10 protein-coding genes are annotated in these 15,869 nt (G+C 52.5%); 8 read left to right on the forward strand and 2 right to left on the reverse strand.

Annotated elements, in window-relative coordinates:
- Positions 1-181: 181 nt before the first annotated feature.
- The 4 genes from AC6RNO_RS28400 to AC6RNO_RS28415 all read left to right on the forward strand — a co-directional run bounded on the left by AC6RNO_RS28400 (position 182) and on the right by AC6RNO_RS28415 (position 9,588).
- Positions 182-3,550: a X2-like carbohydrate binding domain-containing protein gene (locus AC6RNO_RS28400; RefSeq protein ID WP_497107548.1), complete on the forward strand. Its 3,369-nt coding sequence runs from the start codon at positions 182-184 to the stop codon at positions 3,548-3,550.
- A gap of 1,126 nt (positions 3,551-4,676) precedes the next feature.
- Positions 4,677-6,257 (forward strand): type 2 periplasmic-binding domain-containing protein, encoded by a 1,581-nt coding sequence (locus tag AC6RNO_RS28405; RefSeq protein WP_497107549.1) that lies wholly within the window; start codon positions 4,677-4,679, stop codon positions 6,255-6,257.
- Between the two features lie 4 nt (positions 6,258-6,261).
- A complete protein-coding gene (locus AC6RNO_RS28410; protein ID WP_488436986.1) occupies positions 6,262-8,043 on the forward strand; it encodes a sensor histidine kinase in 1,782 nt (593 codons plus the stop codon).
- 39 nt (positions 8,044-8,082) lie between these two features.
- Positions 8,083-9,588 (forward strand): response regulator, encoded by a 1,506-nt coding sequence (locus AC6RNO_RS28415; RefSeq protein WP_497107550.1) that lies wholly within the window; start codon positions 8,083-8,085, stop codon positions 9,586-9,588.
- 97 nt (positions 9,589-9,685) lie between these two features.
- Here the strand turns inward: AC6RNO_RS28415 and AC6RNO_RS28420 are convergent, their stop codons facing one another.
- On the reverse strand, positions 9,686-10,735 hold the full coding sequence (locus AC6RNO_RS28420; protein ID WP_497107551.1) for a zinc-binding alcohol dehydrogenase family protein: 1,050 nt from the start codon (positions 10,733-10,735) through the stop codon (positions 9,686-9,688).
- Positions 10,736-10,853: 118 nt separating this feature from the next.
- Between AC6RNO_RS28420 and AC6RNO_RS28425 the strand changes: the two genes are divergently transcribed.
- The gene (locus AC6RNO_RS28425; RefSeq protein ID WP_474685705.1) at positions 10,854-11,228 is read left to right on the forward strand and encodes a winged helix-turn-helix transcriptional regulator; all 375 of its coding nucleotides are present in this window, start codon (positions 10,854-10,856) and stop codon (positions 11,226-11,228) included.
- Positions 11,229-11,377: 149 nt separating this feature from the next.
- Positions 11,378-13,129, forward strand: a complete 1,752-nt coding sequence (locus AC6RNO_RS28430) for a methyl-accepting chemotaxis protein (protein ID WP_497107552.1) — start codon at positions 11,378-11,380, stop codon at positions 13,127-13,129.
- A 229-nt stretch (positions 13,130-13,358) separates the two neighbouring features.
- On the opposite strand, the gene hprK is transcribed toward AC6RNO_RS28430, so the two are convergent.
- Positions 13,359-14,273: an HPr(Ser) kinase/phosphatase gene (hprK, locus tag AC6RNO_RS28435; protein ID WP_474685789.1), complete on the reverse strand. Its 915-nt coding sequence runs from the start codon at positions 14,271-14,273 to the stop codon at positions 13,359-13,361.
- 258 nt (positions 14,274-14,531) lie between these two features.
- Here hprK and AC6RNO_RS28440 point away from each other — a divergent pair, with 258 nt between their 5' ends.
- Both AC6RNO_RS28440 and AC6RNO_RS28445 read left to right on the forward strand, forming a co-directional pair.
- Positions 14,532-15,134, forward strand: a complete 603-nt coding sequence (locus AC6RNO_RS28440; protein WP_497107553.1) for a hypothetical protein — start codon at positions 14,532-14,534, stop codon at positions 15,132-15,134.
- A gap of 139 nt (positions 15,135-15,273) precedes the next feature.
- Complete coding sequence (locus AC6RNO_RS28445) at positions 15,274-15,837, forward strand: hypothetical protein (RefSeq protein WP_497107554.1); 564 nt, start codon at positions 15,274-15,276, stop codon at positions 15,835-15,837.
- Positions 15,838-15,869 lie beyond the last annotated feature (32 nt).

Genomic DNA, 15,869 nt, shown 5'->3' on the forward strand with positions numbered 1-15,869 from the left:
AATAATGTTTGTACCGCGCAGCCCCGGCGTGCGGTGCTTCGCTGCATGACGGCGGCCGGTCGGCCGCATCAAGGGAAGTTTTTTTGAAAGCGCGTACATGATATGAAAGGAGGTGAATGGCATTCAAGCGAGTGCGGGTAAGCCCGATCCAGTAAATCTATTTTGAAGGAGGCTGAAATTAATGGTGAAAAAGTATGCAAGTGCAGGTCTGGTTGTCATGTCGCTGATTGCATGTTTGGGTGCGGCGCTTGTGAGCGCGCCGTCCAAGGCCGAGGCTGCGGGCAGCGAGCCGTATCAATGGCGCAATGTCGTTACCGGCGCCGGAGGCGGATTTGTTCCGGGTATTATTTTTAATGCGAAGCAAAAAGATTTGATTTATGCCCGCACGGACATCGGCGGGGCTTACCGCTGGAATGCGGCCACAAGCAGTTGGGTATCGATTTCCGACTCGGTAGGCTGGGACGATTGGAACAAGAACGGCGTGGACGCGCTGGCGACGGATCCGGTCGATCCGAACCGCGTGTATATGGCTACGGGCACTTACACGAATGCCTGGGATACGAACGGCCAAATTATGCGTTCTACTGATCAGGGGAATACGTGGCAGTCTACGGCGCTGCCTTTCAAGGTCGGCGGCAACATGCCCGGGCGCTCCATGGGCGAACGGCTTGTGATCGACCCTAACAAGAACAGCATTCTTTTCTTTGGGGCCAGAAGCGGGAACGGTCTTTGGAAAAGTACGGACTACGGGGTCACCTGGTCCAAAGTGACGAGCTTCACTAACCCCGGTACTTATATTCAGAACCCGGGCCAGGAATACGGCAGCGATATCGTCGGATTGTCCTGGATCACCTTCGACCCGAGAACGGGTTCTTCCGGCAATGCTACCCAGACGATTTACGTCGGCGTGGCGGATAAAGCGAACAGCGTTTACCGCAGTACGGACGGAGGCGCTACGTGGACGGCGCTTGCCGGACAGCCGACAGGGTATTTGCCGCATCACGGCGTGCTTTCCTCCACAGGCAAGCTGTACATTACTTACAGCGACGGCGTCGGTCCGTACGACGGCGCGAAGGGCGAGGTATGGAAGTTCGACACGGCGACAAGCACGTGGACGAATATCAGCCCGGTTGCCAGCAGCAGCAGCGACGATTACTACGGCTACGGCGGCCTTGCCGTGGATGCTCAGCATCCGGATACGCTCATGGTGGCGACCCTGAATTCGTGGTGGCCGGATGCGATTATTTACCGCAGCACGAACGGCGGCTCCAGCTGGACCCGGATTTGGGATTGGAACGGCTACCCGAGCCGTACGCTGCGCTATACCCAGGATATTACCGCAGCGCCTTGGCTGACTTTTGGCCTCGCGCCTAATCCGCCGATTCCTTCTCCGAAGCTCGGCTGGATGATCGGCGATCTGGAGATCGATCCGTTTAACTCCGACCGCATGATGTACGGCACCGGCGCGACGATTTACGGCACGAACAATTTGACGACGTGGGACAGCGGCGGCACGGTGAATATATCGGTCATGGCCAAAGGCATCGAAGAGATGGCCGTGCTTGGATTGATCAGTCCGCCGTCGGGGGCCAATCTGGTCAGCGCGATCGGCGATGTGTCCGGCTTCCGCCACAATGACCTGACCGCGGCGCCGTCGACGATCTTTACGAGCCCGACGTATGCGACCTCGACCAGCATCGACTATGCGGAGCTGAGCCCGAACATCATGGTGAGGGCCGGCAATATCGACAGGGTGAAAGAGACGGCGGCTAAGGCGCTTGGCATTTCGCAGGACGGCGGCTCGAACTGGTATACGGTGAATTCGGAGCCGGCCACGACGCTCGGCGGCGGTACCGTAGCTTTGGCGGCGGACGGCGGCTCCATCGTGTGGAGCACATCGGATGCCGGCGTGTTTGTTTCGAAAAACGGCGGCAATTCCTGGACGGCCAGCAGCGGTGTTCCAGCCAAATCCATCGTGATTTCCGATCGTGTGAACAAGAATAAGTTTTATGCTTTCTCCGTCGGCAAGTTTTATATCAGTACGGATGGCGGAGCGACCTTCACGCAGACGGCGACGACGGTGCTGCCGACCAACAATGTGGCGGGCATGCAGCCGAACGAAGCCTCGATTAACTTCAAAGCGGTTCCGGGGCGCGAAGGAGACATCTGGTTTGTCGGCGGCAACAACACTGAAGGGAAGTACGGCATGTGGCACTCGACCGACTCCGGCGCCAGCTTTACCAAGCTGACGAATGTGCAGGAAGCGGATGTCATCGGTTTCGGCAAAGCGGCGGCCGGGCAAAGCTACATGGCTTTGTACGCGGTAGCCAAAATCGACGGTGTACGCGGCGTGTTCCGCTCGGACGATGCTGGAACGACCTGGGTGCGGATTAACGATGACCAGCACCAGTATGCGCGGATCAATATGTGCATTACCGGGGATCCGAGGGTGTACGGACGCGTGTATTTAGGCACGAACGGCCGGGGAATTCTGGTCGCCGATCCGATTGGCACGAGCAATAACAATTCCACGATATCGCCGACGACGGCGACGTTTGACAAAAAGACCGCCAACCAGGCGAACATTCAGGTGACGATGACCTTAAACGGCAATACGCTGTCCGCGATCAAAAACGGAACGACGGCTCTTGTCGCGGGAACCGACTATACCGTATCCGGATCGACGGTTACGATCTCGAAGACGTATTTGGCTGCGCAGCCTGTAGGCACGACGAACTTGACGTTCCAGTTCAGTGCGGGGGCTACGCAAACTTTGGCGGTAACGGTAGTCGATACGACGACGACCGCCGGTTCCACGATATCGCCGACGACGGCGACGTTTGACAAAAAGACCGCCAACCAGGCGGACATTCCGGTGACGCTGACCTTAAACGGTAACACGTTGTCCGCGATCAAGAACGGAACGACGGCTCTTGTCGCGGGAACCGACTATACCGTATCCGGATCGACGGTTACGATCTCGAAGACGTATTTGGCTGCGCAGCCTGTAGGCACGACGAATTTAACGTTCCAGTTCAGCGCGGGGGCAGCGCAATCTTTGGCGGTAACGGTCGTCGATACGACGGGCGCAGCATCGGGGTCGATCAAGGTTCAGACGTTTAACGGAACCTTGGGCGCCTCAACCGTTTCAATCAATCCGCGATTGAAGCTCGTCAACACAGGCACGACGGCGGTCAATCTGGCCGACGTCAAAATCAGGTACTACTACACGATTAACGGGGATATCGCGCAAAACTTTTTCTGCGACTGGTCGACGGTCGGGGGCTCCAACGTTACGGGAACTTTTGTTAAGCTCGCATCAGCCAAAGCTACCGCCGACTACTACTTGGAAGTAGGCTTTACAAGCGGAGCGGGAAGCCTCGCAGCCGGGCAGAGCATCGAAATCCAGGCGAGATTTTCCAAGACCGATTGGAGCAATTACACGCAAACCGACGACTATTCCTTGAACTCGGCGGCCACCGCATATGCGGACTGGAACAAAGTGACAGGATACGTAGCGGGCAGCCTGCAGTGGGGCATCGAGCCGTAACTGCAAGCACGGCGCGGAGCGATAGAGCCATAGCTGCAAGCATGGCGCGGAGATAAGGGGCTGGCCCACGTGCAGCATAAGCTGCCGAGGGCCAGCCCCTCGCGCTTTGCAGAGCGCTGGCCCGGGCCCGGAGCCGTGAGTCCGGGGGCAAGGCCTCGTGGCCTCCGCCCGGGACGCTGTGGAGAATTGTACCAGCGGGCCTGGAGGCAAGGCCTCCCTCGGTTCTCTGCCCGTAACGCTGTGACACATCGTTACAGTGGGTGCGGAGGCAAGGAATCCCATGGCTCACCGCCGTGACGCTGAGAAACACCGTTGCAGCGGGCCCGGAAGCAAGACCCTCCGCTGCTTCCCGCCCGTAACGCTGTGAAACATCGCTAGCGCTTGTGCCCGTAGGCGCAAACTTGTCTGGAAGTGCTGGCTACACGCAGAAAGCCTGCAAAAGTGCATCTTTTTGCTCCTGGATGAGCCGGATTTTAATAATTCCTGCAAATCTGCAGTTTTTTCGCAGGAATTTGGGGTTTAGACCTGTCCCGAGCGGAAATTCCTGCACATTTGCAGGCTTTTCCTCCACATGGGCCGTTACCTCTGAAAAAGCCTGCACTTTTGCAGTTTTTGCGGGCTGTTCAGCTGCTTCACCAGCGGTTGCATCGACTTTTTGGGAGGCTCACCTTGTGGAGAGTTAGCCATGACCTGCAAGGCCAACGATGGTGGAGGAACGAAAGTTGTTGCTGAGTGATTTGACGGCCTCGAAAACATCTTTATAGCAGTCGTGCGCCCCCCAGTTCTGCTGAAATTCAGCAAACTAGTGGGCTCGCAGCCTTTTCGTGTATGCTCTCGCTTATACGAGAGAGGGACTACCGGGGGTTTCTGAGACTACTGGGGGTTTCCATGCCTACCGGTGGCAATCGTGACCACCAGAGGCTTCCGCGATTAGCGGCGCCCTAGCCGCTCACGCAGCATATTTCCGCCATTCCGCATCTCCTACATCAGACTCCCTAGCCGCAGCACGACGCCAGTTTCGCAGGCGTCTTTCTTTGGCCGATTCCCTTATGGGATAGCGGCGTGTTTATGCTATACTAAATGGGTAGCGCTTACATAATTTTGAAAAAGAGGCGGGGTGATCAGCATGATGAACGGTCGACGTTTAAGGAACGCGCCAGCTTGTTTGATGATTTTGCTGCTGGTCGCTCTATTTTCATCGGCGTGCAGAAGCGCGGATCCGAAAGATGCGGGCCAGGAAGCTTTGGCCGCGTCCAAGCAGGCGGCGGTTCGCGCTGCCGAGCCTGTCGAAATCAGCATGTTCGTTGATTTCCCATGGTGGCCCTTCAAGGATTGGAGCGGTCCGATTCCCGAGGAAATTACCCGCAGAACGGGCGTGAAGCTGAAAATTTCCGTCGCCTCGGATGACCGGGAGCTGCCGTTCCTGATCGCTTCGGACAATTTGCCCGAGCTGGTGTTTACGGATAAGGAATTGTCGCGGCTGTCCAACAATAAAATGAGCTATGACTGGAACAGTCTGATTGCGCAATATGCGCCGGACTTTACGATAGATAAACGGCAAAGTGCGCTTTACACGCAAGCTAACGGACGGTTTTATACGCTGCTAAGCGGCCATTCGTTTCAGCAGGACATGGAGGCGAACGAGGCGGCGCTGCCCGACGGGCCGGGGCTGGCGATCCGCAAAGATTTATGGGCGGCGTTGGGTTCGCCTCCGTTGGAGACGCTGGACGATTTGGAGCGCGTGCTCGCTCTCGTCAAGCAGACTTGGCCGGACATGATTCCGCTGGTGTCGGACGATGTACGGACATTCGGCTATTTCAACGCCCAGTTCGGGCAGGTGAGCGCCGATGACGAATTTTATAAAGATGAGAACGGAAGCGTCAATTACTACATCAAACAGCCCGGCAGGCTCGACTACTATACCTACATCAATAAGCTTTACCGGGAAGGGCTGCTAAGCGCGGATAATTTTACGTTCGGGGAGCGCAGCGGCAAGGCTTTGAATTTGGTGGAAGACGGCAGGGCCTTCGCGATCATCGGCAATGCGCTTCTCGCCGACACGATCAACGATCGTTTGGCCGGACAAAAGAAACGTTACGAAATGACGATGGTGACGGGCCCGCTCAGCAGCAAAGTGCGGTATTATGCCTATTCGCCTGGCTGGGCGGGGGTATTTATCACGCAGAAGAACAGCCATCTGCAGGAGTCGATTCGACTCATGAAGTTTCTTTTTTCCGAGGAAGGGCAGAAGCTGGCGGGGTGGGGGCTGGAGGGAAGAGATTGGAAACCGGGTCCGGCCGGATACCCGCAGTTCAACTACAATATATGGGATGAGGATCTTTTGGCGCGGGACGGTTTATATTGGTGGGGCAAAATGGCCGGCAGCGCCGTAACCGAGGGGCTCAGAAACGGTTCGCCGCAGCTCGCGGCCGCTCCTTTGAAGGCGGTGTTCAGGAAATACACGGTTTACGACCCGGCAATGGGCATGTTGAAGCCTACGGTATACTCGGATGAGCGAACGCTGCAGACGAAGCTGAACAGCATGGTTGCGGGCGAACAGTTGAAAATTTACCTGGCCAAGTCGGAGCAAGGGGTACAGGACGCGTATCATGACATGCTGAAAAAAGCGAACGAAATCGGCGTGCAAAAATACGAGTTTTGGGCCAACAAGCAGTACCAACTGGCATTATCCAAGTTGAAGGAATGAACATATGAAGCGTAAATTTCGCGGGTTTTCCAACGTCGGGATATTAAAAAAGGTCATTATCGGCTACATATGCATCGTTTTCGTTCCGATCTGCGTATTCGGGGCGGTCATTTACCATTTGTTCAACGCGGAGGTTCTGAAAGATTACGTGGTCGGGCGCCAGCAAATGCTGCAGCATGCATATACGAACCTACGGGTCAGCATGACGCAAATCGAAGGGCTGTACAATGTGATCGAATACGATCAGAACATGATTCAATATTTGAGCGGATTTTACGATTCGGACTCGGAGCGCATTTACAATTATGTCAACAACATCGGGCCGCTGCTTACTTATATCCGCAACAGCAATCCTTCGGTCGATTCGATCAAAATATACAAAAGCGACATCAAGTTCATCTCCTTTAAACCTGACATTATGAACATCAGCGAAATGCAGGAGGAATCGCAAATTTTGCCCAAGCTCGCATTCACAGGCCAATGGGTCTACGAAAAGTCGGACGGCGTTCAAGTGCCAAGGCTGAAATTTTATCAAAAAATTTATGATCACGAATATGTAAATGTGCTCGGAATTTTGGAAATTACGATGAAGGACAGCATGATCGCTCAATTCCTCGAAAGCGTGAAGGCGGGCAGCTCCAATTACCAATGCTTGCTGGGCAAAGATAACGGTGCGGTCTACTGCAGCGACGACTTTCAAAACCATGTAAGCGCGAGCGAAATGAAAGCGATTACGGAAGAGATCGCGCGCAATGGCGCCAATTATTATAATGTGTCGGACAACAGCCGGGTTGTCAACACGTTGGTCATTGAGGAATTGGGCATGAAAGTGCTGGTACTGAGCAATGCCAGGGAGGAGTTCGGGCGGATCAAAAACGAGCTGACCTACACGGTCGTTATCATCGTTTTTCTGCTGTTCGTGCTGTCGGCGGTTTATTATTTTACGGCAACTTCCATTACGCGGCGGATTTTGAAATTGGCGAAGCATATGCGGAAAGTGGGGGACAACAACTTTTCCCCGTATGATGACCGGGCGGGCGGCGATGAAATCGGCGTGCTCGTCTTCTCGTACAATTCGATGATCCGCCGTATCGACGAGTTGGTGAACACCGTGCACCGCTCGGAAATTCTCCGCAAGGAGGCGGCTTACGCGGCCCTGCAGGCGCAGATCAAGCCGCATTTTCTCTACAACACGCTGGAGTCGCTGCGCATGATGGCGGAGCTGAACCAGGATATGGAAGTCGCGGATATGTGCTACGCATTCGGCAGGCTGATCCGCTACTGCTTGTCCACGGACAATGAGCATACCCTGCTGCAGCATGAAATGGTCAACCTGGACAACTATTTGAAAATTTGCAAAATCCGCATGGGCGACAGGCTCAACTACGAATTTGAAATCCGTGCGAATATCGATCAGGTGATGTGTCCGAAGTTCATTTTGCAGCCGCTCGTCGAGAACAGCATTATGCATGGCATGTCCAAAAGCCGCAAGGGCAGCTTTTTAAAAGTGACGATGTTCGAGGAAGCGGGCTATTTGCTGATCATGATTGCAGACAATGGCCTGGGGATGAATGAAGCGCGGCTGAAGCAGATCCAAGACTTGCTGAACAATAAAACCGATCCGAAAAGCTTGCAAACGAACGAAGGCGGATTCGGCATTTGCAATGTGCATGAGCGGATCAAGGCTTACTACGGCGCGGGTTCGGGACTGTTTTTGGAAAGCCGCGAAGGCGAAGGAACGACGTGCACCGTCAAACTGAAGATGCGGGAACGCCAGGCGTCGTAAAGCGAATGAAAGGGAGCGAATACGCTGAACATTCTGATAGTGGACGATGAACCGCTGATTGTCAAAGGATTGACGAACATCATCAAGCAAGGCTGCGGATTTGTGGGCGAAATCGGAACTGCGATGGATGGGCTTGAAGCGCTTGAGCAAATGGATGAGCTGCAGCCCGATCTCGTCATCACCGATATTTATATGCCCGAGATGAACGGTTTTGAGCTGATCGAAAGCATTTTGAACAAAGGAACGTGCAAAAGGTTCGTCATTTTGACCGGATACGACGATTTCGAATTGGCGCGCAAAGCGATTCGCCTGCAGACGATCGACTATTTATTAAAGCCGGTCAATAAGACCGAGCTGATGACGATTTTGGAAAAAGTATTCAGGGACATCCGCGAGGAGAAGCTCAGGCAGCGAAACCGGGAGCTGTCCAAAATACGGGAAATGATTTTGTACAACGTTCCGCTGGAAGAGGTTGCGCTCCAGGGCTTCGCGGCGGACGAATGGTTTCCGCATCCTTATTTTTTCATGCTTGTGCTGCAGTTTAAGGATGTTGCGGACCCTGACGTTTGCCTTGGAGCCGTTCATGAAACGCTGCCGGACAACGGGATCAGATACGAGTTCGTTTCCGCTTACAAAAATCAATTCATTCTTCTGTGCAACATGGACTCCGGACTGCAGGAGCAGGAATTGGCGGCGCTCGGCCGGACATTGTCGGAGCAATCGCAAGAGGGCGGCCGCTTTGATATCGGCATGGTTCAGGCCGAATCGTGTTTTCCTCATTTGTATCCTTTATACGCGCAGGCGGAGAGGAGCTTGTTTTACAGCATGCACGCGCCTTCGGGCGCACCCGGCCGGCTGCCTGGCGACAGGCTGCAATTCGATGCGGCCGGCCTGCATCATGTGATGGATGCGCTGACCGGCGCGAGCGGTTCCGCCGACTTTGCCGACCCCGCCGACTCCGGCGGCTTGCTTCAAGCTTATACGGGCAAACTCGCTTCCGACGCGAAGGACGATGCCGGGCTGCTCGGGAGCATTTACGCCGTCTTGGCATCCGAGATGAGCGTCTACATGCAAAATCACGGCATCGCCATGGAGTCCGTCCTGCCCGCCCGGACGGCGCCAACGGCCGCCACGATGAATGCGCGGCAGTTCGAAAGCCGTGTGTCGGCATTGTTTGACGCCGCGGTCCAAGCTTTGCGCCAGGCGAACGCCAAATCCAAATACTCCGAAAGCATAGAGAAAATACTGGACTACATCGCCGGCCATTACAAAAGCGACATGTCGCTCGAAAGCATCGCCGATCTGGTCTACCTGCATCCGACCTATGTAAGCATTTTGTTCAAAAAAGAAACCGGCGTTTCGTTCATCCGCTATTTGCACACGTACCGGACGAACAAAGCCAAGGAGATTATGATCCGGGACAAGGATATCGCCGTCAGCAAAGTTGCCGGCATGGTCGGATACGAGAATCCGGGCCATTTCTTTAAAATTTTTAAAAAGCTGACGGGCGTAACGCCGGGCCAATTCCGGGATTCGCCGTCATGAAAAGTTCCCTTCAGGGGACTTTTTTTTCGTTGTAGAAGGGAACTATGGTTTTTGCCTTTTACGGACAAAAGCGGCCAAGATTGGCCGCCATTCCGACTTACCGGAAATGTTCCAGTACGATTTTGCCGATTGTTTTTCCGGATTCGATTTTGGCATGGGCAAGTTTTAAGTTATCAGCGTTTATCGGCGACATTCGCTCAGTAACGGCAGTTCGAATGTTCCCTTCATCTATAAGCTCTGCTAACCGGTTCAGCAAAAGATGCTGCTCTTCGATATCCTCTGTTTGAAAAGTCGACCTTGTAAACATCGTCTCCCAAACAATTGTAACGCTTTTACTCTTCAATAAGCCCAGCGCAACAGGGTTTTCGTTTTCCACGATGAGACAGATCTTGCCTTGAGGGGCGATAACTTGCGTCATGTTGTTCCAATGTTGATCCGTGTTATTTAGGCACAAAATATAATCTGCATGGTCGAAGCCGATCTTCTGCAATTGCGGCAAAAATGCCTCGTAATGATTGATTGCAAAATCTGCGCCAAACTCCTTAACCCATTGAACCGATTCGGGTCTGGATGCCGTTCCGATAACAGTTAGTCCTGCCAAATTAGCAAGTTGCAGAGCTATCGACCCAACGCCTCCTGCGGCACCGATAATCAAAATCGATTTGTTTTTGTTAGCTTCGGGAGTCCAAGAAATGCCGAGCCTATCAAATAGACTTTCCCAAGCAGTAATCGCCGTTAAAGGCAACGATGCAGCATTTGCAAAATCTAGCGTCGAAGGCTTTTTACCGACGATCCGTTCATCCACTAAATGAAATTCACTGTTGCCCCCTGGCTGAATGAGACTTCCTGCATAAAATACCTCATCTCCCGGCTTAAAAAACGTGCAATCCGGTCCCACCTGTTCGACAACTCCAGCTACATCCCATCCAAGTATATAAGGAGGCTCCCCAACTTTATTGTCGTAGGCACGTACGATTGGATCAGCCGGGTTGACAGAGATAGCTTTTACCTCGACCAGAATATCGCGCCCTGTTGGGAAAGGCTTCGGTACTTCTACATCTAACAGACTTTCCGGATGTTCGATTGGCAGATACTCATATAAACCGACGGCCCTCATCATTTCAGACTTTGTACTCAAATTTATCATCCCTTCTAAATATGGATTGCTCTTAACAACATCATTATATTAAAATTAGTAACATACAAAAAGTACGCAAATAATTGATATTAAGTATCAAAAAAAATACCTAGAGGGGATGTTCTGGATGTTAAATCCTTCAAGAAAACAATGTCCGGTTGAAACAACCTTGGATGTTATCGGCGGAAAATGGAAGGGAGTTATTATCTATCACCTGTTAAGCGGGACAAAGCGATTCAATGAGCTTCGAAGGATTTACCCCCAAGTCACTCATCATACGCTTACATTGCAATTGAGGGATCTTGAACGTGAAGGAATCGTTACGCGAAAGAGCTATAACCAAGTGCCCCCGAAGGTGGAGTATTCGTTAACGGAGTTTGGGAAAACGCTGGAGCCTATTATTTTGTTGATGAAAGAGTGGGGAGATCAATACGATCAAAGAGTAAATCAAAGTCATCAAGCGGAGAGGAATGAGGCTGAACAACTTGATTTATTAACCTGAGCCGTGTTTCACCGGGTTCCTTGAACAGCTCCGTATGTCACAAAAAATTCATGAAAGCGCGTAACATGAGGAGGACAATGGAAGCAAATTTTTAGTATGATTGATCGTATTACAACGGACTAAAGACTTAGTCTCCAAGGGGGAGTGACGTGTTGAAAAAGGGAGAATTTTGGCGATTGACGATCCGTAAAAAACTGCTGTTTACTTCGCTGTTTATGCTGCTGCTGCCCGTTTCCGTTTTGGGTTTTGTCAGCTACGAAGTATCTTCCACTGAATCGGATGCATTGATCCGCAGCAACTTGCAAAACATGGTTAAAATGGGTCTGGAACTGACCACGTCTTTTGAACAAGCCTCGAAAACGGGAATGATTTCGAAAGAGGAAGCCCAGGAGAAAGTCAAGGAAATGCTGGTCGGAGTAAAGAAAGACGGAAAGCGTACGATTAACAGCACGGTGAATCTCGGTCCGAACGGTTACTTTTTCGTTTTGAATTCGCAGGGCGATTTGCTGGCTCATCCTTCCCTGGAAGGCCAAAATATTTTAAACAAGCAAACGTCCGACGGCTTTTATTACATAAAAGATATGGTTCAAAAAGCGCAGTCCGGCGGAGGTTATACGATCTACAACTGGCCTTTGCCCAATTCTTCCAAGGAAGCGGAGAAAATCGCCTACTCCGCAGTCAGTCCGGATTGGGGTTGGGTCATTTCGGCCGGCTCCTATATGCAGGACTACACTTCGGGAGAAACGCACATCCTGAACTCGATTCTCATTACGTTAATCGTCTGCTGGGTGGTCGGCGGAGTCGTAATGACGCTGTTCGCGCTTCATATTTCGAGGCCGCTTACGCGTCTGGCGCGTCAGGCCGAGCGGATAGCCGATGGGGATTTGAGGCAGGCCGATTTTAAAGTCAAAAATAAAGACGAGATTGGCGAGCTTGCCGCTTCTTTCGAAGGGATGTACAATCATTTCCGGCAAATGGTGGCGGGCCTTTTGTCCAACTCCGACAAGCTGGCCGACTCGTCCCATGAGCTGAGCCAATCCATCGGAGAGACGTCCAAGGCCAGCAATCAAATTTCGGCGTCCGTTCAGGAAATGGCTTCCAGCAACGAGGTTCAGGCACGCAGTGTGAATGAAAGCTCGACAGCGATGGAAGAAATGGCCGTCGGCATTCAGCGGATCGCGATGACGTCGGCAACGGCTTACGAAGCGTCCGAAATGACGCTGAAGGAAGCGGAGCAAGGCAATCTGCTCATTACCCAGTCCTCCGAGCAGATGAACGCCGTCAGCCAGACGGTCAATCATTTAGCGGAGATTGTCTCCAAGCTTACGGAGCGCTCCCAGTACATAGGCGATATCGTCAAGGTGATTACGGATATTTCGGCGCAGACGAATTTGCTCGCTCTGAATGCGTCGATTGAAGCGGCACGCGCGGGAGCGGAAGGCAAAGGGTTCGCCGTCGTTGCCGGCGAGGTGAAGAAGCTGGCGGAACGGTCGACGGCATCGGCCTCAGAGATCGCCGAGCTGATCGAGGCGATTCTCGAAGATGTCAGCCAGGCGGGTGCGGCGATGGATCAAGGCGAGCAGGAAGTGGCGGCCGGCGTTCAGGCGATCCGGCATACGGGCGAGGCTTTCGTCCGCATTCTGGACGCCACGCGGAGCGTCGTGAACCAGGTCCAGGAGGCTTCGGCCGCCGCCGAGCAAATGTCGGCCAGCTCGCAGGAAATTTCCGCCTCCTTGCAGGAGATCGAGCGGATGGCGAATCAGGCGAACAATTTGGCGCATGTGATTTCCTCTTCCACGGAAGAGCAGCTGGCGGCGATGGAGGAGCTGACTTCTTCGGGAGAATCGCTCAGCATCATGTCGTCCGAATTGCAAATGATGGCGCATCGGTTCAAAACGTAAGGGAACACCCAAGAGAAAAACCAAACGAAAACCCGAGCGAAAACCTATGCGAAACCTAAGCGAAATCTAAGCGAAAACCCAAACGAAAACCCAAACGAAAACCCAAACGAAAAACCCAAGCAAAAAACCCAAGCCTCGGGCTCTCTGCCTGATGCTTGGGTTTTTTTGCACGCGAGCGGTGGGGCTGCCGCATGACGGCGGTTAGGTCAATCACATGCTGCCAGGGCCGCTATCCCATGTCGTTTTGCAGCCGCTTCATGAAGTCTTCCGCTGCGCTGTAGCCCTGCTGACGCAGGTACCAGTTATTGGCGGCGGCTTCCACGAGACCGGCGACATCTCTGCCGGGCTGGAGCTGAATTTCGATATGGGGGATTTTGATATCCATATATTCCGTGAATTTTTCTTCCAACTCCAGGTCGTTGTTCAAGGTGTTGTCCTGCCATTTGGTCAGCTCGATATCGAGCACGATGCGGGTTTCGTCCTGAAACGCCTTTCTTCCGTAAAGGCGGGATACGTTGATCAGTCCGATGCTGCGCAGCGCAAGGAATTCCTTCGTCTTTCCGTTGTGGGTGCCGAGAATCGTCTCCGGGCTGATTTTTTTCAGCACGACGACGTCGTCGGCGACAAGCCGGTGCCCGCGGCGGATCAGCGTATGCGCGGTTTCGCTCTTGCCCACGCCCGATTTGCCGCGCAGCAAAATGCCGATGCCCGACACGTTGACGCAAACGCCGTGAATCGCGATTTCCTGCGCGAGCGATTTGCTTAAATAGATGTCAACCAGTTCCTGGAATTTGGATGTCGGGGCCGCCGTCCGCAGCAGAGGGATTTTTTCCTCCTCGCAGTATTTGGTTAAATATTTGAGACCTTCCTGATTCCTCGTCACGACAAAACAAGGCGGATGGTACTTGACGATATTGCCGATATGCAAATTTCGTTCCTGTTCGCTTAATGTATGCAAGTAGGTGATTTCTTTTCTGCCGAGAAGCTGCACATGCTCCTGTGGAAAGAAGTCGAAATAGCCGACAAACTCCAGACCGGGGCGGTGCGCCCGCGTTCTGACAATCGTCCGGTGCAGCTCCGAGTGCCCGGTGAGAATTTCCAGCGAAAAGCGATCGACCAAATCTTTAACGGTAACAGGCTTCAACATTCGTTCCTCCTATAGACGATAACTTCTACCTTCTAAATAATTCGCTCATTTGCAGAGCGAATCCTTTTTTTTGAAACCGCTTTACTTATGGTCCTGCTGCCCGACTCGCCGGCTCGGGGGACTCGTCGCGACGTTCTGTTGGCGCAGCCGGAAACAAATTTCGGGGTGGGGAAGTCTTCCGCTCCGGTTGAGTTTTCGGTAAGCTTAAGATATGTAGACGAACATATTTTTTATAGCTGAGGAGATGTAGAATTGATGAAATTAAATAGTGATTTTTACAGCAGATTTAATGAAAAGTTTGTCACCAAGATAAAGAATACGCCTCAATTAATGAAAGAATTAATGGAAACTGATTTTCCGGATGAAGAGACGCCCATCGATCACTGGGGATCCGATTCATTAGGGGGAGCCGAATTTTTTGTCGATAATACGAATCAAATAGTTAGAATGATCAGCCTCGATTACGAGGATTCCGAGCGGTTTGGCGAAGATGATGAAGAATTGCTTAAAGATGAAGACAGACGCCGGGAGCAATACGAAATGACGATAAAACAACATAAAGAGAGCAATTCTCAGTTTTTTGTTGATATTGTTGATTTGATAAAGGATGAACTGAAGTTTACCGAACCTCCATACATTGCAGGGGACGATAGACAAGTTTTTTGTGATTTTATGCCCGAGCCTACCAGCCAGGATAATTCTATATTCGATGCTGCGGAATCCTTTTTTAGCAGTGATGCGAATATCAGTGCTTATTGGATGCTTCATGATCGAATCGCCTTTGTTCAATATGCGGAATCCGATGGGGACGGAGACATTCAGATTTATGTTACGATAGGCGTTATCCGTAAATTGTAAGGTTCAGGGCGAAACATGGGAACCTGGGCTTGGCGGGGTGAAAAACTGCAAAAGTGCAGGAATTTTCCGTGAAAGGGGCTCGTTTTGGCAAAAAGCCTGCAAAAGTGCAGGAATTTCCGCTGAAAGTGAGTCTGAGCCCATGTATTCGCTGAAAAACCTGCACATTTGCAGGAATTCTTCGTGGCCAGCGATCAAGGACGTAAATTCATGTATTTTTGCAGGTTTTCTTCGTGCAGCTAGGCAGATTATGGTGGATTCGGCTCTGGCGTACGGGATTCTGGGTGGTCAGACGTTTGCAGGTTTTCTTCGCGCAGGCAGGCAAATTGTGGTGGATTCGGCTCTAGCGTGCGGGTTTCAGGGCGGTCAGACTTTTGCAGGTTTTCTTCGCGCAGGCAGGCAAATTGTGATGGATTCGGCTCAGGCGTGCGGGTTTCAGGGTGGTCAGACTTTTGCAGGTTTTCTACGTGCGGGCAGGCAAATTGTGGTGGATTCGGCTCAGGCGTGCGGGTTCTGGGTGGTCAGACGTTTGCAGGTTTTCTTCGTACAGGCAGGCAAATTGTGGTGGATTCGGCTCAGGCGTGCGGGTTTCAGGGTGGTCAGACGTTTGCAGGTATTTACCGCACTGCCAAGCAGGTATGCCGATACCGGCGGGCGAGTTTTTCCACAGTCCGACTTCCGCAGCTTTCCGCGCAGGCCGGGCTAAACGGATCAGGGAACGGTCGGGCGATGATTTTG

Source organism: Paenibacillus sp. sgz302190 (genome assembly GCF_059820445.1).

Bases quoted from the DNA above. Each gene is read 5' to 3' on its own strand.
- AC6RNO_RS28400 (WP_497107548.1), top strand. From the start codon at position 182: ATGGTGAAAAAGTATGCAAGTGCAGGTCTGGTTGTCATGTCGCTGATT.
- AC6RNO_RS28405 (WP_497107549.1), top strand. From the start codon at position 4,677: ATGATGAACGGTCGACGTTTAAGGAACGCGCCAGCTTGTTTGATGATT.
- AC6RNO_RS28410 (WP_488436986.1), top strand. From the start codon at position 6,262: ATGAAGCGTAAATTTCGCGGGTTTTCCAACGTCGGGATATTAAAAAAG.
- AC6RNO_RS28420 (WP_497107551.1), bottom strand. From the start codon at position 10,735: ATGATAAATTTGAGTACAAAGTCTGAAATGATGAGGGCCGTCGGTTTA.
- AC6RNO_RS28425 (WP_474685705.1), top strand. From the start codon at position 10,854: ATGTTAAATCCTTCAAGAAAACAATGTCCGGTTGAAACAACCTTGGAT.
- AC6RNO_RS28440 (WP_497107553.1), top strand. From the start codon at position 14,532: ATGAAATTAAATAGTGATTTTTACAGCAGATTTAATGAAAAGTTTGTC.
- AC6RNO_RS28445 (WP_497107554.1), top strand. From the start codon at position 15,274: ATGTATTCGCTGAAAAACCTGCACATTTGCAGGAATTCTTCGTGGCCA.